This is a genomic window from Streptomyces gamaensis, assembly GCF_042656465.1.
GTDB classification, from domain to species: Bacteria; Actinomycetota; Actinomycetes; order Streptomycetales; family Streptomycetaceae; genus Streptomyces; species Streptomyces gamaensis.
In genome coordinates this window covers 206,531-226,770 of record NZ_JBHSPB010000011.1, presented here as the reverse complement: position 1 = coordinate 226,770, position 20,240 = coordinate 206,531, and the positions used below count along the sequence as shown (strand labels likewise).

Here is a 20,240-nt window from a genome sequence, read left to right as displayed (position 1 = left end):
TGCGGGAAAATCCGTTGTCCTGCCCTGCCCGGGGCGGAGACCCTGTCCTCGTGACCGACATCAGGACGCTGACCCCCGACGACTGGCCGCTGTGGCGCGAGCTCCGGCTCGCCGCGCTCGCGGAGGCCCCGTACGCCTTCGGTTCGCGTCTCACCGACTGGCAGGGTGACGGGGACCGGGAGGAGCGCTGGCGCGCCCGCCTGGAGCTTCCGGGCTCGTGCAGCCTGGTCGCCGAACTCGACGGCCGGCCCGTGGGTTTGGCCGCCGGTGTCCCCGGCACCGAAGCGGGTACCGCCGAGCTGAGGTCCCTCTGGGTCACGGCCGCCGCCCGGGGCCGCGGTGTGGCGGACCGTCTGGTGCGGGCGGTGGAGCAGTGGGCGGCCGACCGGGGTGCCGAGCGCCTTCACCTCACCGTCATGCCCGGCAACGAGCACGCGTCCGCGCTCTACCGCCGTCACGGCCTGCGCGACACCGGGCCGCACGGCGCGGTCCTCCCCGACGGCCGCAGGAAACGTCTCATGGTCAAGCGCCTGTCCGCCGGCGGGGAGGCGCACCGGGCCGACGTCCGGCGGATCGCCCGTGAACAGGCGGTCATATGGCACGAGCTTCTGGAGCGACTGAAATGACGGTCCGTTACCTCGATGCGCAGGACGTCCTGATCGTCGCCGAACCGGCCTGCGGTGAGACCGAGTTGGTCCTGCGCGATGCCGGCTGGCTGGAGTCCGCGGTCGGCCGTCCGGCGGCCGAGATGTACGGGCAGCAGGTCCACCCGGACGTCGTCGACAAGGCCGCCGCGCTGCTCCAGGCCCTCGCGATCAACCACCCTCTCTTCGACGGCAACAAGCGCACCGCCTGGCTGTCCTGCGTCACCTTCCTGACGCTCAACGGCATCGGGCTGCGCCCCGACATCGACGCGGCGGAGCGCCTGGTGATCGGGGTGACGACGGGCGCGGTCCGCGAGGTCGCGGACATCGCGCGGGGGCTGCGGGAGCTGATGACGACCCCGGGCTGAAGCCCGGGTCGAAGCCCGGACCGAGGAGGGTCGTCATCAGCGCCGGCGGGTGAGGTGCGGAGGGGGCGGCGTTACTTGTTCAGCGCCGCGACTCCGGCCTGTGCGAACTTCTCGTCGAGGTCGCCGCTCGGTGCGCCGGCCACGCCGATCGCCGCGACGGGGGCGCCCTTGGCCTGGACGGGGGCGCCGCCGGGCAGGAAGAGGGTGCCGGGGATGTCCTTGAGGTTCGGGGTCTGGGAGAGGCGGCCCATCAGGGTGGAGGTGGGTGCGTTCCAGGAGACGGCGGTGAAGGCCTTCTTCTCGGCGGAGGCGTAGGACTGCGGGCCCGCTCCGTCGCCGCGGAGGGTGACGAGGGTGTTGCCGTTGCGGTCGACGACGGCGACGGAGATCTTCTGCCCTTCCTTGGTGGCGGCGTCCAGGGTGGCCTGGGCGGCCTTGGTGGCGGCGGCGATCGTCAGGTGGGTGGACTGGTTGAGGTTCCGGTCGGCGGTGTCGGCCGTGACCGGGGTCTTGGCCGCGGCGGCCGGGGCGGCGGCGTTCGCCGCGACGGCGCCGACGCCTCCGGCGGCGAGGACGGCGGTGGCGGTGACGAGGATCTTGCGGGTGTTGGTCATGGATCCGATCCTGCGGTCGGCTCCCCGTGGTGGTCTTCGGCCCACCGGCTGCTCGTGCGGGGCGTGACGGCCGACGGCCGTGTCATCCGATCGGTTGATGCGAGGATGGCCGTACCACCACAGGATGGGTGCGTATGCGCAGGTTGAGGAGAGTTCGATGCGGCGAGCCATGCCGTCGGCACAGCAGACCGCGGACCCCGTGCGGGCGGGGGCCGGCGGCCCTGGTGGTGAGGAGGCCACGGTCCGCGGGGAGCGGCACATGGCGCTCGTCATGCACGTCGCGTTCTTCCTCCTGCTCAGTGCTTCGCTGGCCAGGTTCCTGATCCGTCACCCCGGCAGCCCGCACACGTCGTGGATCATCGCGCTGTGCGCCGGGCTGGCGCTGTTGTACGTGCTGGGTCCGGCCCCGCTGTCCTCTCCCACGCCGCACGGGCTCGTCTGGCTGGGAGCGGTCGTGGCCGTGTGGACGGTGCTGGTGGTGATGGCGCCGAGTTTCGCGTGGTGCGCGGTGCCGCTGTTCTTCACGGGTCTGCGCACCCTGCCTCCGCGCGCGGCGCTCGCGCTCGTGGGGATGCTCACCGTCTTCGTGGTCGCGGCCCAACTCAAGCTGTCGGACGGGGGTTTCGACCCGAACCTGGTCCTCGCCCCGCCCGCCGTCGCCGCCATCGCCACCGCTGTCTTCGTCCACATGCAGCGGCAGGGCGAACGGCAGCGGCAGCTGATCGACGACCTGATCCGTACGCGGAACCACCTGGCCGCCACCGAGCGCCGCGAGGGCACCCTCGCCGAGCGCCAGCGCCTGTCGATGGAGATCCACGACACCCTCGCCCAGGGCCTGTCCAGTCAGCAGATGCTGCTCCAGGCGGCCGACCGGATCTGGACGGCCGACCCCGGTACCGCCCGCCGCCACCTCCGTGGCGCCGCCTCGATCGCCGGACGGAATCTGGCGGAGGCCCGCCGCCTCGTCCACGATCTCGCGCCCGCCGACCTCGCCGACAACGGGGGCCTGGAAGAGGCTCTGCGGGCGCTGGCCTCGCGCGCCTCGCGGGAGCCGGGCGGGCTCGCCGTCCGGTGCGTGATCGAGGGCACGCCCGCCTGCCCGCTGCCCGACCGCACGGCTTCGGCGCTGCTGCGCATCGCCCAGGGCGCGCTGGCGAACGTCCGTGAGCACGCCGGTGCCGGCACGGCGACGCTCACCCTCACCTGCCTCGGTGACCAGCTGGTCCTGGACATCGCCGACGACGGCAGCGGTTTCGACACGTCCGCGGGCACCGCGGACGTCTCCGGGGCCCGGGGGCACGGGCTGCCGGCGATGCGTGCGCGTGCCCGGCAGCTCGGCGGCACGCTGACCGTCGAGTCGACGGCGGGCGAGGGCACCGTGATCTCCGCCGCGATCCCCCTGGAGTGCGCGTGATGGCCGACGTCCCGGTCCGTATCCTGCTCTGCGACGACCACACCGTGGTACGCGCCGGACTGCTCGCCCTGCTCGGCAGCGAGCCCGACATCGAGGTGGTCGGCGAGGCCGGTGACGGCGAGGAGGCGGTGGCGGTCGCGGCGAGGCTGCGGCCCGACGTGGTGCTGATGGATCTCCAGCTCGGGCCCGGGATCGACGGCGTGGAGGTCACGCGCCGTATCGCGGCCACCGGTGTCCACGTCCTGGTGCTGACCACCTATGACACCGACGCCGACATCACCCGCGCGATCGCCGCGGGCGCCACCGGTTATCTCCTCAAGGCCGAACGCCCGGAAGAGCTCTTCGCCGCGATCCGCTCGGCCGCCCAGGGCCGTACCGCCCTCTCCCCGCCCGTCGCCAGCCGCGTCATGAGCCACATGCGCGGCGCGGCCCGCCCCACGCTGACCGCTCGTGAACTCGACATCCTCGGCCAGCTCGCCCAGGGGCTGGGCAACCGCGAGATCGCCCGCGCGCTGTTCATCAGCCAGGCCACGGTCAAGACCCATCTGGGCCGTATCTACGACAAGCTCGGCGTCGAGACGCGGGCCGGAGCGGTCGCCGTGGCGAAGGAGCAGCGCCTGCTGCCGTGACATGCTTGCCGACGAGGCCCTCGACGACGCCCGAGCGGTGTGCCGGTCGCGCCGGCGGTGCCACAGCCGGTGGGCCGGTTCAGTGGTCCTCGACGAGGATCATGTCGAGGGTGCGCGGGCCGTGCGCGCCGTCGACACGTGTGAGTTCGATGTCCGCCGTGATGGAGGGACCCGCGATCCACGCCGCCGGCCTGTCGGGGGTGAGGTGTTGCAGTGCTTCGGCCAGGGTGCCGACGATCTGCGAGGCCATGATGACCACGATGTGCCGGTCGGGCAGCAGGCTCAGCAGTCGTCGGCCCTGGGTCGGCCCGCCGTTGACGGCGAAACCGCCGGTCTTGGCCACTGCCACCGCGCAGCCGGTGATCGAGACGTCCACTGCTGCCAGGGGCTCGATCGGTGCGCCTGGTGTGTCCGGCAGTACGGTCGTCGTCATCGGGATCGCGGCGAGCCATTGCTTGGGGGCGTCGCCCGGCGCGGCGAGGGTCCGCGCGTGGTGACCGGCCACGACCTGCGCGACTGTTGCGGCGAGCTGGTCCGGGGTGACGCGGTGGACGCGGGTGCCGTACGCGCGGTTGTGCGTGAGGAATTCCTCGATGTCCGGCGGGGCGCTGCGCAGGTATGCGCGGGGGATCTCTTCCTTCCAGGACTCGGCGGGAACGTCGGCGAGCGCGTCGTCGACCTTCCGGAGGATGTTCGCGCGGGCGGTCACTGGGTGTCTTCCTTTGCTTCTGCTTGCTTTGCTTCTGCTTGCTTTGCTGCTGCCTGCTTGCGGAGTTCCTTCTCGTGCTCGGCCATCCAACGGCGGAAGGAGGTGCCGGGCAGTTCGGGCAGGTTGCGCGAGCCCTTCCAGTTCTTCGCCGGGCCCGGCAGCGGCAGTGCGGCCGCCTTGTTGCCGAACACTCCGGCGGCGCGCTGGCCGGCGCCGAGTACGCGGTGGTGTGCGAACATCTCGCGCGAGGCGCTCATCGCGAGGCGTTCCATGGTGTGGCCGGGGCCGCGCGCTGCTTTGGCCCGTAGGTGCAGCAGGACTTCCGGGAAGTCGATTTTCACCGGGCAGACCTCGCTGCACGCGCCGCACAGTGAGGAGGCGTAGGGCAGTGAGCGCTCCACTTCGTTGGACATGCCGCCCAGTTGCGGGGTGAGGATCGCTCCGATCGGTCCGGAGTACACCGCGCCGTACACCTGGCCGCCGCCGGCGTGCTCGAAGACGGGGCAGACGTTGAGGCAGGCCGAGCAGCGGATGCAGCGGAGTGCCTGGCGGCCGACCGGGTCGGCCAGCGCGTTGGTGCGTCCGTTGTCGAGGAGGACGAGGTGGAATTCCGTGGGCCCGTCCCCGTCGTGTACGCCGGACCACATCGAGGTGTAGGTGGCCTGTCGTTCGCCGACCGCCGACAGCGGCAGCATTTGCAGGTAGACCTCAAGGTCCTGCCAGGTCGGGACGAGCTTCTCGATGCCGATGACCGAGATCAGGGTGTCCGGCAGGGTGTTGCACATCCGGATGTTGCCCTCGCCCTCGAAGGTGAGGAGCGTGCCGGTTTCGGCGACGGCGAAGTTGCCGCCCGTGATGGCCACCGTCGCGCGCAGGAACTTCTCCCTGAGGTGGATGCGTGCGGCCTCGGTGAGTTCTTCGGGATGGTCGGTCAGGTCCTCGGGCGCGGGGCGGCCGTGTTTGGCCATCTCGCTCACGAAGGTGTCGCGGACCTGTGAGCGGTTGAGGTGGATGGAGGGGGCGATGATGTGGGAGGGGTGGTCCTCGCGCAGCTGGTTGATGAACGCGCCCAGGTCGGTCTCCACGGGCGTGATCCCCGCCTCGGTGAGCGCTTCGTTGAGGCCGATCTCCTCGCTGATCATCGTCTTGCTCTTGATGACCTCCCGCGCTCCCTTGGCGCGTACCAGCTCGGTGATCAGCGCCGCGGCCTGCTCGCCGTTCTCGGCCCAGTGCACGTGGCCGCCGCGGTCGATCACCGACTTCTCCAACTGGCGCAGGTAGGAGCCGAGATGGCGGATGGTGTGGTCCTTGATCGCGGCGCTCGCGTCGCGCAGCTGCGCGGCGTCCGGGACCTCGGCGAAGGCCCGGGCGCGCTTGCTCCGCATCATGCGGGTCGCGTGCGCGATATTGCCTTTGAGGACGGTGTCGTTCTCGGCCTGGTCGGCGGTCCTGGAGAATTTCGGCATCCCCATGAACGTCAGGCTCATCGGGTCACCCCGCTCGGTTCGGAGTCGCACACTGTGGGGCTGCTGGCGGAGCCGGGTCCCGGGCAGCGGCGGGACGGGCCGGCGGCCCAGGTGGTCGCGTGGCGGATGGCGTCGTCCTCCTCGGTGGAAGCCAGGATCTCGGCGATGTGCATGGTCGTGACCGCCGCGCCCGCCTGCCGGTTCAGGGTCCCGCCGATGTTCATCAGGCAGGAGTTGTCGGCGCCGCACAGGACTTCCGCGCCGCTGTCGACGACGTTGCGGGCCTTGAGGTTGGCCATCGAGGCGGACACGGCGCGGTTCTTCACCGAGAAGGTGCCGCCGAAGCCGCAGCATTCCTGGGCGTCCGGCAAGGGGACGTACGTCAGTCCGCGCACGGCTTTCAGGAGGCGCTCCGGGCGGTCGCCCAGCTTCAGTATCCGCCGGGAGTGGCAGGACGGGTGATAGGTGACCGAATGCGGGAAGTGGGCGCCGATGTCGGCGGTGCCCTGTACGTCGATGAGGAACTCGGTCAACTCGTAGGTACGCGGCACGATCTGCGCGACCTTCTCCTCCAATTCGATGTCACCGCGCGCCAATTCGGGGTAGTGGTGCCGGATGACGGTGGCGCACGACCCGGAGGGGGTCACGATCACCTCGGCGTCGGCGAAGTCCGCCACGAACTTGCGCGCGAGCGACCGGGCGTCATCGGGATAGCCGCTGTTGAGGTGCATCTGACCGCAGCAGGTCTGGGATCTGGGGAACTCGACCGCATGGCCGAGACGCTCCAGCAGCGTGACGGTGGCACGGCCCGCGTTCGGGAACACCGCGTCATTCACACAGGTGACAAAGAGCGAGATACGCACGGTTGTTGCTCTCAGTAGTTGTTCTGTTCGGCGAAGCGCCGGCAGATGGCGGACAGCAGTTCAGGGGAGTCGTCCCGGTCCAGTACGGCCTCGATCAGCACCAGCTTGTCCGGGTTGCGCCGGGCCTCGGTGAGGGCGGCGTCGAGCTCCTCGCCGTTCGTGGCCCGGACGCAGACGGACCGGTCGGCCGCGCCGAAGGCCGCGGGCAAGGCGGTGTAGTCCCAGGCGGCGATGTCGTTGTACGGGGCCGTGGCGCCGTGGATGGCACGCTCCACGGTGTAGCCGTCGTTGTTGACGACGATCACCACCGGGGCCGCTCCGTAACGGGCCATCGTCCCGAGCGCCTGCGCGGTCAGTTGGAGCGAGCCGTCACCGATGGCGAGGACGCAGCGCTTGTCGGGGACGGCGAGCTGGGCACCGAGGGTCGCGGGCAGGGTGTAGCCGATCGAGCCCCACAGTGGTTGTGCGATCAGTGTGCCGTCCTCGGGCAGTGTGATGTCCTGGGCCGCGAAGAAGCTCGTGCCCTGCTCGGCCAGGAGCACCTCGCCGGGCCGGAGGAAGGACTCGATGCGCGACCACAGGGAATTCTGGGTCAGTGGTCCTTCTTCCGCTTGCCGGTGACGGCCCGGGACGGCAGCCGGCGCCGGCGGCCTCAGGTGTCCGGCGCTGGAGAACAGGGCGGTGAGCCCCGCCAGCGCGTTGCTCAGGGAGATGCCCTCGTAGCGGGCGTGCCCGACCGTCGCGTGTCCCTCGAAGAGCTGGACGGTCCGCAGGGGGGCGAAGCTGTGCGTGAATCCGCCGGTCACCGTGTCGGTGGCCTTGGCGCCGGCGAGAATGAGCAGATCGGCGTCCTCGACCGCGGCTCTCGTCTCCTTGCCGCTGAACGCTCCCACGTACACGCCGGCGAAGTACGGGGCGTTCTCGGCGACCGTGCCGCGGGCGCTGCCCAGGACACAGGCGCGTATCGGGGCTCCCGCCTCCAGGAGCGTACGCAGCGCTCCGGTCAGGCCGTACCGGTCGATCTGGTACCCGGCCAGGAGCGTGGCGCTCTCGGCGTCCGCCAGCAGCTCGGCCACGTGCGCGAGGAACTGCGCGAGCCCGGCGGAGTCCGCGGGGCGTTCTTCCGTGGCCAGCAGGGGGGCGTCCGGCGCGGGGACAGGCAGAGTGACCAGATCGGCGGGGAAGTTGAGGTGGGCGGGGCGCTTCCCGTGCCACATGGCCCGCAGCAGCCGGTCGATCTGTGCGGTCGGGTTCTCCGGGGTGAGGGTCTCGCGTGCGACCGTCACTTCCTGGAACATGCGGCCGAAGTGGTCGTAGTTCCCGTCGGCGAGGGTGTGGTGCACGGGCTTTCCCGCCGCGACGACATCGGTGGCGGGCATGCCGGTGATGGCGAGCACCGGTACTTGCTCGGCGTAACTGCCCGCGATGCCGTTGACCGCGGAGAGCTCGCCCACCCCGAAGGTGGTGGCAAGGGCGGCGGCGCCGCGGCGGCGGGCGTAACCGTCGGCCGCGTAGGCGGCGTTGAGCTCGTTGCAGTTGCCGATCCACGTGAGCTTGCGGTGTTCCAGGATCCTGTCGAGGAAGCCGAGGTTGTAGTCACCGGGGACTCCGAAGACGTGCTCGATCCCCAGCTCACACAGCCGATCGAGCAGATAGTCACCGAGCGGGACACGGGCCATGGCGATCGCTCCTCCACACACCAACAGTCATCGATAGGTCAAGGACATTGACCTATTCCCACGGTAGGCCCGCCCCGGGTAATATGTCAACATGCTTGACCCAAATCGCCCGACCGTCGCGGACCGGGACCTGTGCCTGCTCTATCTCGCCTACCGCGAGTACAACGAGGAGCCCGACGCCACCCTCGCCGAGCACCGGCTCAACCGGTCCCACCACCGGATCCTGTTCTTCCTCGCGCTCATGCCCGGCATGAGCGTCGGCGAGCTGCTCGGCATCCTCGACCTCAGCAAACAGGCGATCAACGCCCCGCTGCGCACCCTCGTCGGCCAAGGGCTGATCGAGGCGGTCCCCGCCGCCGACGACCGGCGGCGCAAGGAACTCCGGCTCACCCCCGCCGGGGAACGCCTCGAACGCGAGCTGGGGCGACAGCGCGGCCGTCTGGGCGCCGCGCTCAAGGCGGTCGGCCCCGAGAAGGCCGCCGCGTGGCGCGAGGTCATGACCGTGCTCGCGGGGGACGCCTGGAGCACGCTGGCCGACCGGCTCCCGGACGCCCGGTAGACACGCGCCGGCAACCGCCGGAGGCGGCCGTCCCGGCAGTGGATCCGTGCTCTTAAAAAGCTCTTAGTGGGGTTTGAGATACCTGTCTGGCTTCCTTCTCAGGTACCCCAGCACACCCGGAGCACGGACCATGACACCTCCCGACGTAGAAGGCATATCCGCTCAGGGCCCGAGGCGCGGCCCCCGTCCCAAGCGCTGGGTCCTCATAGCGGCCGTGATGGCCGTGCTCGGGCTGGGCACCTGGCAGGTGCTCGACCACTTCGAGGTCTTCTCCGACAAGGGCGACGCGATCAGCTTCGGCGGCAACGGCGAGCAGAGCGCCGGGCAGGGCGGGACGGGCAAGGTGTCCATGCCCAGGGGCCCGGAGGCGAAGTTCGCCGTTTCCGGCACGGTTCCGGAGGACGGCAGCAAGATCGCGGTCACCGAGTACGCGGGAAAGAAGTCCGGGTTCACGGGGAAGGTCTGGGTCTGGGTCCCGCCGCAGTACAAGGACCCCAAGTACGCGAAGAGCGGCTTTCCCGTGATGATCGCGCTGCCCGGTGGCGCCGGGTATCCGAGCAACTACTGGATGGGCACGGACCTCAAGCTTGAGGCGAGCATTTCGAAGTGGTCCCAGGAGGGCAAGAGCCTGCCGTTCATCATCGCCATGCCGGTCCTCAACCCCGAGCCCGACAAGGGCGGTCTGTACTGGGACGGCAGCGATATTCCCGGCCAGCAGAAAATGGGGACCTGGCTGACGGAGGACGTGCCGGACCTGGTCAAGGAGAACTTCCGCACGATCGACTCCCGTGACGGCTGGGCCTTCATGGGCTCCTCCACCGGAGGTTTCGCGGGGCTGAAGTCCGTGCTGCAGAAGCCGGACAAGTTCAAGGCCGTCATCGCCTCGGGGCCGGACATCGTCCCGGACTCGCGGCTGTGGGCGGGCCACGACGCGGAGAAGGCGGCCAACAACCCCAAGGTGCTCGCGCCGAAGCTGATCCAGGCCGGGCGTCCGGACGTCTATCTCGCCTTTCAGGTCGGCACCAAGGAGACCTCGGCCATGCCGCCGATCGAGGACTTCGTGAAGCAGTACACGAAGGGCCCGATCCACACCAAGCTGAGTGTCATCCAGGGAGGCAGCCACAATGCCAAGACATATGTGCCGAACATGGAGGCCGGCGGTCTGATCCAGTGGATCAGCGAGCACATGCAGGGCCCCGTCCCCTCCTCCTGATGCCGGATTCCTCCCGGCCGGGAACCGGCCGTCCTGTACAGAGTCCGCTCCCCCGTCCCTGTCTCAACCGCCGTGGTTGACAAGGGAAACAAGAACAGACGTACGCTCTGAGGGACTCCGCTCCGAGGAACTCCCCTCAAACGTCAAGCGTCCGCCCCGGCGGACGATATGCGCGGCACCGCAGTCGTTTCCCCCACGGCCACCCTCGCACGTGGTCCGGTGAACACGGAGGTCCGGCAGCTTGAAGACACACAGACATCAGTGGCCCACGTGGCCGAGGTTCACCCCGCGGACCGAGGAGCGTCTGCTCGCGGCACTGCGGTCGGGCCGCTGGACGGTCAGCGGCGCGTACACGGGTGAGCGGTCCTTCGAGGAGTCCTTCGCGCGGGACTTCGCCGCGTATCTCGGTGCCGCGCACGCGGTTCCCACCTGCAACGGTTCGGCCGCCCTGACCATCGCCCTGGAGGCGCTGGACGTGGGGCCCGGCGACGAGGTGCTCGTCCCCGGGCTCACCTGGGTGGCCTGCGCCTCCTCCGCCCTGCGCGTCGGCGCGACCCCGGTGCTCGTCGACGTCGAACCGGACACCCTGTGCCTGTCCGTGGCGGCGGCCGAGGCCGCGCTCACGCCGAGGACCAAGGCCGTCATGGCGGTGCACCTGTACGGGTCCGCCGTCGACCTCGACGCCCTGGGCGCGCTGGCCCGCCGGCACGGCCTGGCGCTGCTGGAGGACTGTTCGCACGTGCACGGCGCCGTCTGGGGCGGGCGCCGTCTGGGGACGTTCGGCGACATCGCGGCGTTCAGTCTGCAGCAGACCAAGCTCCTCACCTGCGGGGAGGGGGGCGTCGCGGTGACCTCCGACCCGCGGATCCACTCCCGTCTGTACCGCAAGCGCGTCGACGGCCGCCGCCACCGGGCGGGGGCCCCGCCCGGCGAGCTGGAGCTGGAGGAACTGCCCGGGGTGCAGGGCTACAACTACTGCATGAGCGAGTTCAACGCGGCCGTCGCGCTGGACGGGCTCGGCCGGCTCGACGAGGAGAACGCCCTGCGCCGGGCCTCCATGCGGCGCCTGGAGGAGCTGCTCGGCGGCGTCGAGGGCGTCTTCCCCCTCGCCCGGCCGGCGGCGCTGACCGCCGAGGCCGCCTACCAGTTCTGTGTGCGGCTGCGTCCCGAGGTGTTCGGCCACGGCGCCAAGCACAAGGTCGCCGCTCTGCTCACCCAGCAGCTCGGGGCGTACGTCGAGCCCGCCGACTCGGCGCTGAACCGCAACGACCTCTACCAGCCGCTCAGTTCGGGCTGGGTGAGGGCCGGGGAGCGGCGGGCCCGGGAGCTGGACCCGGCGCGCTTCGAGCTGCCCGTCGCCGAGGCCGCGGGGGAGAACGCCGTCGTGCTCCCGCACTGGATGTTCCTCGCGCCGCCCGAGCGCATGGACCTGGTGGCCGCGGCGCTGGAGACGGCCAGGAACCGCCTCGCCGTTGCCTGACGTCCCGTCAGGCAGTACGTCCCGCGTGCCCGGCAGCTCCGTTCCTCCACGAAACACGAAAGGGGGACGCCATGACACCCCGTACCACGGCGGACACCGCTCCCGTGCGCGTGGTGACGTCGACCGGCCACGGAACCCTCAGCCAGGGCGACGCCGTCGCCTTCCTGCGCACCCTGCCCGACGCCGCCGCCCGCCTGGTGGTCACCTCGCCCTGGTTCACCGGCCCGTACCGGGCCTCTTCCGCGGACCCGACTTCTCCGGGCTTCGTCACCTGGCTCGATCCGTTCCTCACGGAGATCGCCCGGGTGCTCCGCCCGGACGGCAGCCTCGTGATGGAGCTCGGCTGCACCTGGGCGAAGGACGCCCCGGTGCGCACGGTGCAGAACTTCGCCGCGGTCAACTCCCTGCTGGGGCAGGGGGACTGGCATCTGCTCCAGGAGTTCTACTGGTACAACCCCGACTCCCTGCAGACCCGGGAGGAGTGGCGCACGCACCACCGGGTGCGCCTCGACGACTGCGTCAGCATGTGGTTCTGGCTGTCCAGGACACCCGATGTCCCGGTGGACGCCCGGCAGGTGCGCGGCTTCCAGAACCATCTCACCCGGCCGTTCGGCAACTTCCTCACCATGGGCGACTCCCCCGCCGACGGGTCCTGCCCCGACGAGATCCCCGGCGAGCCGTCCCCGGTGCTGGCGGACCGTTTCCCGGTGGCGCTGCCGGAGTACTTCATCCGCCTGCTGACGCGGGAGGGCGAGCTCGTCGTCGACCCCTTCGCCGGGACCGGTTCCACGGCGCTGGCCGCCGAGGCCACCGGCCGTACCTGGGCCTGCAACGACGTCTCGGACGAGGCGACCGGGATCGCCGAGCGGCGTATCGACGCACTACGAAGGTGATGGTCTTGGACTTCCAGCCCCCTCCCCCGGCCCCGGCCGGTACCCACGGACCCCAACACCCCTTGACGGAACGGTCCTTCGCGCTCGGGGACCGGCGCGTGCGGGTCCTGCTCGGGCACGACTGTCTCGACGAGGTGGCCCAGGTCCTCACCGCTCTGGACGCGGACCGCTTCGTGTTCGTCACCGACGACACCGTCCAGGGGGTGGTGGGGGGCAAGCTCGCGGGCGTCGTCGAGCAGACCGCGCCCGCCCTGCTGCTGTCCCACCCACCCGGTGAGGCGTACAAGAACCTCGCCACGCTCTCCCGGTTCATCGACCTCGCCCTGGACTTCGGGGTCACGCGCCGGTCCGTCGTCGTGGCCGTCGGCGGCGGCATCCCCGGCAATATCGCGGGGCTGCTGGCCGGGCTGCTCTTCCGCGGCATCCGGCTCGTGCACGTGCCGACCACCGTCATCGCCGCGTGCGACTCGGTCATCTCGGCGAAGCAGGCCGTCAACACCGCGCACGCCAAGAACACCGTCGGCCTCTACCACCCGCCCGAGCTGATCGTCGTCGACCTCGGTGTGGTAGCCGTGGGGTCCCCGCGCGATCTGCGGTCGGGCACCTGCGAGACCGTCAAGAACGCGCTGGCCATCGCACCGGGACAGATCCCCGCCCTGCGCCGGCTGCTGCGCCCGCGGGCCGACTACACGGCGGCCGACCTCGGCGAGATCTTCGACCTCAGCCTCACGGTCAAGAGCCGGCTGCTGCTGCGGGACCCGCACGAGAAGCACGCGGGCCTGCTGCTGGAGTACGGACACACCGTCGGCCACGCCCTCGAACTCGCCAGTGCCGCACCGGACTCGGCGGCCCGTGCCATCAAGCACGGCGAGGCCGTGGCCCTGGGCATGGCCGCGGCGGCCGATGTCGCGCACCGGCTCGGCGTCCTGGGCGCGGACGCGGTGGACGTGCACGAGGAACTCATCGCGCGCGTCGGGGTGTGCCGCTGTCTGACGGCCGGGCTGGACACGGAGACGGTCATGCGCCACATCGGTTTCGACAACAAGCGCGGCTACCAGGCGCACAGTTCCTCGCACGTCCCGATGGTGCTGCTGAGCGCGCTGGGCGTCCCGCTCGGACCCGGGCAGCGCTGTCTCACCCCGGTCCCCCGTCGCGCCGTCCGGGCCGCCGTCCACGAACTGCTGCGCCGGGGCCGGGAGTGCGGCGGGCGATGCTCCCGGGGGCGCGGGGCCCATGCCTGAGACCGTCACGGCCCGGGCCCCGCTGCGGATCTCGCTCGCGGGCGGCGGCACCGATCTGCCCAGTTATTCCGCGCGCCACGGCGGACTGGTGATCAGCTGTGCCATCGACCGCTACGTCGGGGTCACCGTCCACCCCCGCGAGTTCGAGGGGCGGCTGCGCACCGCCACGGACCGCTGCGCGAGCGTCGAGGGGGCGCGGCTGCACCCCGATCCCATGCTGCGTGCCTGTCTGACGCGCGCGGGGCTGACCCGCGCCGCTCAGGTGGCCGTCTTCGCCGACGTGCCCAGCGGCAGCGGGCTGGGCGGCTCGGCGGCCCTGGCCGTCTCCCTGCTGCACGCCGCCGCCCATCCCCGTACGCCCGACGCCCGTGAACTCGCCGAATCGGCGGCCCGGATCGAGATCGAGGACCTGGGGCGCGCGGTCGGCAAGCAGGACCACTACATCGCGGCCCACGGCGGCATCCGGATCCTGCGTTTCGACGCCTCCGGCCACGTCGGGACCGACCGTCTCGACCTCGACCCGGGCGTACGGGCCGAGTTGGAGGGACGGCTGCTGCTGTTCCACACCGGTGTCGGCCGGGACGCCGGGGACGTGCTCGCCGAGCAGAACCGGCACACCCTCCAGGGCCACGGCGACGCCCTGCGCCGCCTGCACGGGATCCGGCGGATCGCCGACGACATGGCCGGCGCTCTGGGCAAGGGAGACATCGACAGCGTCGGCGAGCTCGTCGAGCGGCACTGGCGGCTGAAGTGCGGGCTCGGCGCGCGGGTCAGCAGCCCGTGGCTCGACGGCCTGCACGACCGGGCGCTCGCGGCCGGGGCCGTCGGGGGAAAGCTGCTGGGTTCCGGCGGCGGCGGGTTCCTGCTGCTGGTCTGTGGCCGCGGGCGGCGGGACGCGGTGCGTCTGGCCATGGCCGGCGCGGGCCTGCGGGAGCTGCGCTTCCGCTTCACCGAGAGCGGATCCCGTGCCGTCTCCCTGCCGCCGTGACTCCCGTGCCTCCCGACGCGAACGCACCCCGAGCGAAAGGCGACCCAGCCGTGCTGGTCACCGTCGTCACCCTCACCAGGAACCGGCCCCGCCTGCTGGCGCGCGCCCTGCGCAGTGTCCAGCGGCAGGACCTCGACGCCCCCTGCCGGCACCTCGTCGTGATCGACGACTGTCACGAGACCTATCTGTCCCTGCGGGCCCGCGAGCCGCTGCCCGGCAACGTCCGCTGGCTGCTGGCCGGGCGCGGCCCCGAGGACGTGTCCGGGCCGGGGCGCTCGGCCCGGCTGCGCAACATGGCGGTACGCGCGAGCCGCGCCCGCTGGATCTGTTTCCTCGACGACGACAACGAATGGGAGCCGGAGCACCTCAGCAGCCTGCTGGAGTGCGCCGGGCGCACCGGTCACCGCGCCGTGCACTCCCATCTGACGATGCTCAACGCCGACGGCACCCCGTATCTGGAGCCCCGTGAGCCCTGGGCACGTGACGCGGCGGAGGGGCGGGCCCAGTGGGCGTGGATGCGCGCCAAGGGCGTCGTCACCCCGGGCAGTTGTGTGCGGCGGGACCGGCTCGACCCGCCGGGGGTGGCCGATCCGGTGGTCTCGGTCGACACCGGTGAGTGGCTGCTGGACCGGGGCCTGCTGCTGGACGTGCCCTTCCGGGACGTCTACGACGCCCGGGACGAGGCCGCATCCGTCGGCGAGGACGACAAGTTCGCCATGGATCTGCGTGCTCGCGGGGAGCCGGTCTCCTGCACCGGAAGGGCCACCCTGCGCTACTACCTGGGCGGCTACTCCAACAACTTCTCCCTCCCGTTCGACCCAACCTTCTCCTGGCGGGACGCGGGAGAACAGGAGGCGGTCCCATGACCGGTCCGTATCGCTTCGAGGACGGCAAGGTGGTCACGCCGGAGGGGTGCGAGCTCAATGTCGCGCACCACTGCAATCTCGGGTGCGCCTCGTGCAGCCACCTCTCCCCGGTCTTTCCCCGGTCCTTCGTCGATCCGGGGACGGCGGCGCGTGATCTGACGGTGCTGGCGCGGTCCTTCCGGGCCCGGTTCGTGAAGGTCCTCGGCGGGGAGCCGCTGCTGCACCGCGAACTCGTCACCATCCTGCGGTCCGTACGTGCCAGCGGCATCGCGCCGAGGATCGTCGTGTGCACCAACGGCGTGCTGCTGCCGCGTATGCGCGAGGACTTCTGGGCGGCGGTGGACGAGGTGGAGATCTCCGTCTATCCGGGGAAGGAGCTTCCCGAGGAGGAGCTGGCCCGGATCCGGGGGCACGCGGCGGACCACGGCGTCACCCTCACGGTCCTGCACTACTCGCACTTCCGTTACTCCTATTCGGAGTTCGGCACGTCCGACGAGGGTCTGGTGCGGCGGATCCACGCCACGTGCCAGATCGCCCATGTGTGGCGCTGCCACACCGTGTACGAGGGCCATTTCTTCGTCTGCCCGCAGTCCGTGTTCCTCCCCCGGGTCCTCGACGGCGGGGCGGATCCGTGGCAGGACGGGCTGGAGATCACGGACGAGCCGGGGTTCCCGGAGCGGCTGCTGGCGTATCTCCGCTCCCCCGAGCCCCTGCGGGCCTGCCGGAACTGTCTGGGCAGTGCGGGGCTGCGCATGCCGCACGAGCAGCGCACCCGGCGCGACTTCCGCGAACCGCAGCGGCGCGCCACCGAGGACCTCACCGATTACGGGTTCCTGGCCCTGCTGGACCGTACGCCCCACGCGGACGACGGCTGTGCCGTGGACAGCCCGGAGGAATGGCGCGCCCGCCTTCGCGAGACCGCCGGCAGCGCGGGCCGGGCGCCGTCCGGCTCCGCCGGCCCTCACATCCACCACACCCCGAAGGGGACCTGATGCGTTGTCTGGTGACCGGCGGGTCCGGTTTCATCGGCCGTCACGTGGCCCGCCGCTGCCACGACGAGGGCCACGAGGTCCTCGTCGTCGACACCCGGTGGACGCCCGACGACCCTTTTCCCGGCCGGGCGTTGAGCGTCACCGCGCGACGGGAGGTGCGCGAGCTGTTCGCCTCCTGGCGGCCGGACACGGTCATGCACCTGGCCGGGGTCGCCGACGCGCGTGCCGTGCTGGCCGACCCGGTGACCGCGATGGACATCAATGTCACCGGCACCACGGTGGTGCTCGACGCGTCGGCCGCCTGCGGGGTCTCCCGCGTCGTCCTCGCGGGCAGCTGCTGGGTGTACAACGCGATGCGTGTGGAGGCCATCGACGAGGACGAGCCCTTCCTGCCGACCGGCGCGGGTCACTTCTACACCACCTCGATGATCGCCAAGGAGCTGCTGGCCCGGGACTACGCCCGGCTGCACGGCCTCGATTCCACGGTGCTGCGCTACAGCCCGGTCTACGGCCCCGGCATGTGGCCCGGGCTCGTCGTCTCGGCCTTCCTGCGGGCGGCGGCCGAGGGCAGGGAGCTGACCGTCTTCGGCGACGGCTCCGAACGGCGCGCGTTCCTGCACGTCCACGACCTCGCCGACGCCTTCCTGCGGGCCACGGCCCCGGTCGCCGCGGGCGAGGTCTACAACCTGGAGGGGCCCGAGATCCTCACCACGCGGGAACTGGCCGAGCGGGTCTCGGCCCTGTTCGGCGGGGTGCCCATCGTGCACCGCGAGGAGCCGGCCCGGCGCGGTGAACTCGTCTACTCCCAGCGCCTGGTCTCCACCGCCAAGGCCCGCCGGCAGCTCGGCTGGACCCCCCGGATCACCATCGACCAGGGGCTGCGCATGCAGCTGCGGGCCGGCGAGGGCAGCGCGGCGGAGGTGAGCGGCCGGTGAGGCCCGCGCGCGTGGTCCCCGTACGGCCCGACTTCCGCGACGCGGACATCGAGGACGTGCTCGCCGCCGTGCGCACCAGTCTGACGACCGGGCAGCTCACGCAGGGCGCGCAGGTCGAGGCGTTCGAGCGGGAGACGGCCCGCTGCTGCGGTGTCCGGCACGCCGTGGCCGTCGCCTCCGGTACGGCCGCCCTGGTGTGCGGGCTGCGGGCACTGTCCGGCGAGGGCGGCGGCGAGGTGCTGGTCCCGGCCAACTCCTTCTACTCGTCGGCCGCCGCTCCCCTGCTGGCAGGGCTGCGGGTCCGGCTGACGGACGTGGACGCCGGCACGCTCGCGCCCGGGGTACGGGACCTGGAGCGGGCCGTGACCGGCGCGACCACGGGGGTGCTGCTCGTCCACATGGGCGGCATGATCACCCCGGACGTCGAGGCCGTCGCCGCCTGGTGCGCGCGCCGCGGGCTGTGGCTGTTCGAGGACTGCGCCCACGCCCACGGCAGCCGCCTGGGCGGGCGGCACGCCGGGACCTTCGGCGCGGCCGGGGCGTTCTCCTTCTACGCGACGAAGGTCCTCACCTCCGCCGAGGGCGGCATGGTCATCACCGACGACGACGAACTCGCCCGGCTCGTACGCCTGTACCGCAACCTGGGCAAGCCGGAACCCTGGCGCAGCTACCACACCGTGCTCGGTGAGAACGCGCGGATGAGCGAACTGCACGCCGCCGTCGGCAGGGTGCAACTGCGCCGTCTCGATGCCTTCCTGACGGCCCGTGACCGTGTTGCCCGGCGCTACACCGCCGGGCTGGCCGGCCTGCGCGGGGTACGCCCCCTGCTGCCCCAGCACTCCCCGGCGAGCTGGTACAAGTACGTGGTCGTCCTGGATCCCGGGACCGACCGGCAGCGGCTGCGCGCCCTGATGCGGGAGGAGGGTGTGCAACTCGGCGGTGAGATCTACGAGTTGCCGCTCGATGCCCAGCCGGTGTTCCGGGGGCGGATCCCGGCCGGGGAGCATCCTGTCGCCACGGACCTGTGCGCCCGGCACATCTGTCTGCCCCTGCACACCCGCATGAGCGACGCCGACGCCGACGCCGTCCTGCGCGCCCTGGAGGCGGCCCTCGCGGACCCGGACGTGACCCCGCCCCCACGGCACTGACGGAAAGGGGACCCCTGTGCCCGCCCTGTCACCGCAAGAGCTCTACCTCTTCGACACCACCGGATTCCTGCTCGTGCCGGGCCTGTTCAGCGCGCCGGAGGTCGCCGGTTTCCGCGCGGAACTCGACCGGCTCCGCCCGGTCGACCCCGGCTTCGCCAACACCCTGCGCTACGACGGCCTGCCGGGCGCCAGTGAGCTGTTCGCCCGGCTCGGGCGGGACGGCCGCATCGTCGGCCGGGTGCGCGAGGTCGTCAACCAGCCGCTGCGCATCCTGGAGGGCTACGCGCTGCGCCGCGGTCCGGACAGCGTGCTGTACCTGCACGGCGGCAGCTCCGAACTCCTCGACCTCGGCGGCGGGACCGTGGGCCGCGACCTGTCGATCACCCACACCTACCACGACGGCAAGCTGTTCTGCCCGTACGTGAAGGCCCTGGTGTACCTCAGCGAGATCCGCTCCCGGGAGGACGGCTCGTTCTGCTACATCCAGGGCTCGCACAAGGCCAACTTCCCGCTGCTGCGCCCGCGCGCGGAGCGCGGCGCGCGCACGTCGCTGATCGACGAGGGCTTCCCGACCCTCAGCGACCTGTTCGTGGGCGCGGGTGACCTGCTGCTGCTCAACGAGGCGCTCATGCACGGAACCCGCCGCAAGCGCACCCCCGGTGACCGGGCGCTGGTCGCCTTCGGGTACGGACCGACCTACATGGCCGACTGGCGCGAGCTGGACGGCGAGACCGGCGACCTGCGCGGCACAGGGTACGTCGACCACGACGTCGAAGAGGACTTCGTCCGCTGACAGTACGGCCGTTGTGCCCGGCCGGGTTCCGCCCACCACGACCGCGAGACGCCCCCGCACCCGTCCGGTGCTCCCCGACACGATTGCAGGTACGCAGAGATGACGCAGGACTCCATCGCCGGAGGCCGTCCGGGCCGCCGCCCGTGGGAGGAGTACCTGGACGCCGCGGGCCCCTTGCTCGCAGCCATGGGCGACCAGGTGCAGCAGCTGATCACCGAACTCGACGAGGTGCGGCGCGAGGGCGCCGCGGTCTTCCTGGCGGGCAACGGCGGCAGCGCCTCGGCCGCCTCCCATCTCGCGCAGGACCTCCTCAAGGGCACCTGCGCGGAGGGGAACCCGCCGCTGCGGGCCGTCTCCCTCACCGACAACCTGTCGATGCTCACCGCCTATGCCAACGACTGCGGTTACGAGAGGGTGTTCGTCGAGCCGCTGCGGCTGCTGGCCCGCCCCGGCGACCGGCTGCTGGTGATCAGCTGCTCGGGCACCAGCCCCAACGTGGTGGCGGCGGCGCGGTGGGCCAAGGGGGCGGGGCTGCGGGTGATCGCGGTGACCGCGGGCACCGGCGGCGTCCTGCGCGATCTCGCGGACACGGAGGTCAACACCCCCACCAAGGACGTCGGCATGGCCGAGGCCATGCACAGCATGATCTTTCACTTCGTCACCCAGTCCCTGCGGGACAACAGCGACAACTCCCCGCGGCCACCCCAGAGTTGATCCGAGGAAACCTCCGCGCCGAAAGGGCTTCC

The 20,240-nt window shown here is 71.4% G+C and carries 21 protein-coding genes; 16 read left to right on the top strand and 5 right to left on the bottom strand.

Annotation, left to right across the window (positions count from 1 at the left end):
* The first annotated feature begins 50 nt into the window (after window positions 1-50).
* Together ACFP1Z_RS19725 and ACFP1Z_RS19720 are read left to right on the top strand one after the other, a co-directional pair.
* On the top strand, window positions 51-626 hold the full coding sequence (locus ACFP1Z_RS19725) for a GNAT family N-acetyltransferase (RefSeq protein ID WP_390317830.1): 576 nt from the start codon (window positions 51-53) through the stop codon (window positions 624-626).
* A complete protein-coding gene (locus tag ACFP1Z_RS19720; RefSeq protein ID WP_390317828.1) occupies window positions 623-1,012 on the top strand; it encodes a type II toxin-antitoxin system death-on-curing family toxin in 390 nt (129 codons plus the stop codon). Before ACFP1Z_RS19725 ends, ACFP1Z_RS19720 begins: the two co-directional genes overlap by 4 nt.
* Window positions 1,013-1,083: 71 nt before the next feature.
* Here ACFP1Z_RS19720 and ACFP1Z_RS19715 read toward each other — a convergent pair whose 3' ends face one another.
* Window positions 1,084-1,626, bottom strand: coding sequence for a GlcG/HbpS family heme-binding protein (locus tag ACFP1Z_RS19715; RefSeq protein ID WP_390317826.1), 543 nt, complete (start codon window positions 1,624-1,626; stop codon window positions 1,084-1,086).
* A gap of 169 nt (window positions 1,627-1,795) precedes the next feature.
* Here ACFP1Z_RS19715 and ACFP1Z_RS19710 point away from each other — a divergent pair, with 169 nt between their 5' ends.
* Together ACFP1Z_RS19710 and ACFP1Z_RS19705 are read left to right on the top strand one after the other, a co-directional pair.
* Window positions 1,796-3,040 (top strand): sensor histidine kinase, encoded by a 1,245-nt coding sequence (locus ACFP1Z_RS19710; RefSeq protein WP_417801285.1) that lies wholly within the window; start codon window positions 1,796-1,798, stop codon window positions 3,038-3,040.
* On the top strand, window positions 3,040-3,669 hold the full coding sequence (locus ACFP1Z_RS19705) for a response regulator (protein ID WP_390317822.1): 630 nt from the start codon (window positions 3,040-3,042) through the stop codon (window positions 3,667-3,669). Before ACFP1Z_RS19710 ends, ACFP1Z_RS19705 begins: the two co-directional genes overlap by 1 nt.
* A gap of 79 nt (window positions 3,670-3,748) precedes the next feature.
* Here ACFP1Z_RS19705 and ACFP1Z_RS19700 read toward each other — a convergent pair whose 3' ends face one another.
* From ACFP1Z_RS19700 to ACFP1Z_RS19685, 4 genes are read right to left on the bottom strand one after another with little or no spacing between them, the layout of a single operon-like run.
* A complete protein-coding gene (locus ACFP1Z_RS19700; protein ID WP_390317820.1) occupies window positions 3,749-4,378 on the bottom strand; it encodes a LutC/YkgG family protein in 630 nt (209 codons plus the stop codon).
* The gene (locus ACFP1Z_RS19695; RefSeq protein WP_390317818.1) at window positions 4,375-5,865 is read right to left on the bottom strand and encodes a lactate utilization protein B; all 1,491 of its coding nucleotides are present in this window, start codon (window positions 5,863-5,865) and stop codon (window positions 4,375-4,377) included. The genes ACFP1Z_RS19700 and ACFP1Z_RS19695 overlap by 4 nt, the downstream gene beginning before the upstream one ends.
* Window positions 5,862-6,707: a (Fe-S)-binding protein gene (locus ACFP1Z_RS19690; protein WP_390317816.1), complete on the bottom strand. Its 846-nt coding sequence runs from the start codon at window positions 6,705-6,707 to the stop codon at window positions 5,862-5,864. Before ACFP1Z_RS19690 ends, ACFP1Z_RS19695 begins: the two co-directional genes overlap by 4 nt.
* Before the next feature lie 11 nt (window positions 6,708-6,718).
* Window positions 6,719-8,386, bottom strand: coding sequence for an alpha-keto acid decarboxylase family protein (locus ACFP1Z_RS19685; protein WP_390317814.1), 1,668 nt, complete (start codon window positions 8,384-8,386; stop codon window positions 6,719-6,721).
* A gap of 91 nt (window positions 8,387-8,477) precedes the next feature.
* Between ACFP1Z_RS19685 and ACFP1Z_RS19680 the strand changes: the two genes are divergently transcribed.
* The 12 genes from ACFP1Z_RS19680 (at window position 8,478) to ACFP1Z_RS19625 (ending at window position 20,208) form a co-directional block, all read left to right on the top strand.
* Entirely contained in the window at window positions 8,478-8,945 is a 468-nt protein-coding gene (locus ACFP1Z_RS19680) for a MarR family winged helix-turn-helix transcriptional regulator (RefSeq protein WP_390317812.1), read from the top strand.
* 130 nt (window positions 8,946-9,075) lie between these two features.
* On the top strand, window positions 9,076-10,158 hold the full coding sequence (locus tag ACFP1Z_RS19675; RefSeq protein WP_390317810.1) for an alpha/beta hydrolase: 1,083 nt from the start codon (window positions 9,076-9,078) through the stop codon (window positions 10,156-10,158).
* Window positions 10,159-10,399: 241 nt separating this feature from the next.
* Window positions 10,400-11,638 carry a DegT/DnrJ/EryC1/StrS family aminotransferase gene (locus ACFP1Z_RS19670; protein ID WP_390317808.1) on the top strand — a complete coding sequence of 413 codons (1,239 nt, stop codon included), beginning with the start codon at window positions 10,400-10,402 and terminating at the stop codon, window positions 11,636-11,638.
* A 71-nt stretch (window positions 11,639-11,709) separates the two neighbouring features.
* A complete protein-coding gene (locus tag ACFP1Z_RS19665; protein WP_390317806.1) occupies window positions 11,710-12,531 on the top strand; it encodes a DNA-methyltransferase in 822 nt (273 codons plus the stop codon).
* Between the two features lie 62 nt (window positions 12,532-12,593).
* Window positions 12,594-13,772, top strand: coding sequence for an iron-containing alcohol dehydrogenase (locus ACFP1Z_RS19660; RefSeq protein WP_390317804.1), 1,179 nt, complete (start codon window positions 12,594-12,596; stop codon window positions 13,770-13,772).
* Window positions 13,765-14,760 (top strand): GHMP family kinase ATP-binding protein, encoded by a 996-nt coding sequence (locus tag ACFP1Z_RS19655; RefSeq protein WP_390317802.1) that lies wholly within the window; start codon window positions 13,765-13,767, stop codon window positions 14,758-14,760. Before ACFP1Z_RS19660 ends, ACFP1Z_RS19655 begins: the two co-directional genes overlap by 8 nt.
* Before the next feature lie 50 nt (window positions 14,761-14,810).
* A complete protein-coding gene (locus ACFP1Z_RS19650; RefSeq protein ID WP_390317800.1) occupies window positions 14,811-15,626 on the top strand; it encodes a glycosyltransferase family 2 protein in 816 nt (271 codons plus the stop codon).
* Window positions 15,623-16,618, top strand: a complete 996-nt coding sequence (locus tag ACFP1Z_RS19645; RefSeq protein WP_390317797.1) for a radical SAM protein — start codon at window positions 15,623-15,625, stop codon at window positions 16,616-16,618. The genes ACFP1Z_RS19650 and ACFP1Z_RS19645 overlap by 4 nt, the downstream gene beginning before the upstream one ends.
* The gene (locus tag ACFP1Z_RS19640) at window positions 16,618-17,553 is read left to right on the top strand and encodes an NAD-dependent epimerase/dehydratase family protein (RefSeq protein ID WP_390317795.1); all 936 of its coding nucleotides are present in this window, start codon (window positions 16,618-16,620) and stop codon (window positions 17,551-17,553) included. Before ACFP1Z_RS19645 ends, ACFP1Z_RS19640 begins: the two co-directional genes overlap by 1 nt.
* Window positions 17,550-18,701: a DegT/DnrJ/EryC1/StrS family aminotransferase gene (locus ACFP1Z_RS19635; RefSeq protein WP_390317793.1), complete on the top strand. Its 1,152-nt coding sequence runs from the start codon at window positions 17,550-17,552 to the stop codon at window positions 18,699-18,701. The genes ACFP1Z_RS19640 and ACFP1Z_RS19635 overlap by 4 nt, the downstream gene beginning before the upstream one ends.
* Before the next feature lie 16 nt (window positions 18,702-18,717).
* Window positions 18,718-19,494 (top strand): phytanoyl-CoA dioxygenase family protein, encoded by a 777-nt coding sequence (locus ACFP1Z_RS19630; RefSeq protein ID WP_390317791.1) that lies wholly within the window; start codon window positions 18,718-18,720, stop codon window positions 19,492-19,494.
* 99 nt (window positions 19,495-19,593) lie between these two features.
* Window positions 19,594-20,208, top strand: coding sequence for an SIS domain-containing protein (locus tag ACFP1Z_RS19625; RefSeq protein WP_390317789.1), 615 nt, complete (start codon window positions 19,594-19,596; stop codon window positions 20,206-20,208).
* The last annotated feature ends 32 nt before the right edge of the window (window positions 20,209-20,240 follow it).

Bases quoted from the DNA above. Each gene is read 5' to 3' on its own strand.
- ACFP1Z_RS19720 (WP_390317828.1), top strand. From the start codon at position 623: ATGACGGTCCGTTACCTCGATGCGCAGGACGTCCTGATCGTCGCCGAA.
- ACFP1Z_RS19715 (WP_390317826.1), bottom strand. From the start codon at position 1,626: ATGACCAACACCCGCAAGATCCTCGTCACCGCCACCGCCGTCCTCGCC.
- ACFP1Z_RS19710 (WP_417801285.1), top strand. From the start codon at position 1,796: ATGCCGTCGGCACAGCAGACCGCGGACCCCGTGCGGGCGGGGGCCGGC.
- ACFP1Z_RS19705 (WP_390317822.1), top strand. From the start codon at position 3,040: ATGGCCGACGTCCCGGTCCGTATCCTGCTCTGCGACGACCACACCGTG.
- ACFP1Z_RS19695 (WP_390317818.1), bottom strand. From the start codon at position 5,865: ATGAGCCTGACGTTCATGGGGATGCCGAAATTCTCCAGGACCGCCGAC.
- ACFP1Z_RS19685 (WP_390317814.1), bottom strand. From the start codon at position 8,386: ATGGCCCGTGTCCCGCTCGGTGACTATCTGCTCGATCGGCTGTGTGAG.
- ACFP1Z_RS19680 (WP_390317812.1), top strand. From the start codon at position 8,478: ATGCTTGACCCAAATCGCCCGACCGTCGCGGACCGGGACCTGTGCCTG.
- ACFP1Z_RS19675 (WP_390317810.1), top strand. From the start codon at position 9,076: ATGACACCTCCCGACGTAGAAGGCATATCCGCTCAGGGCCCGAGGCGC.
- ACFP1Z_RS19665 (WP_390317806.1), top strand. From the start codon at position 11,710: ATGACACCCCGTACCACGGCGGACACCGCTCCCGTGCGCGTGGTGACG.
- ACFP1Z_RS19655 (WP_390317802.1), top strand. From the start codon at position 13,765: ATGCCTGAGACCGTCACGGCCCGGGCCCCGCTGCGGATCTCGCTCGCG.
- ACFP1Z_RS19645 (WP_390317797.1), top strand. From the start codon at position 15,623: ATGACCGGTCCGTATCGCTTCGAGGACGGCAAGGTGGTCACGCCGGAG.
- ACFP1Z_RS19640 (WP_390317795.1), top strand. From the start codon at position 16,618: ATGCGTTGTCTGGTGACCGGCGGGTCCGGTTTCATCGGCCGTCACGTG.
- ACFP1Z_RS19625 (WP_390317789.1), top strand. From the start codon at position 19,594: ATGACGCAGGACTCCATCGCCGGAGGCCGTCCGGGCCGCCGCCCGTGG.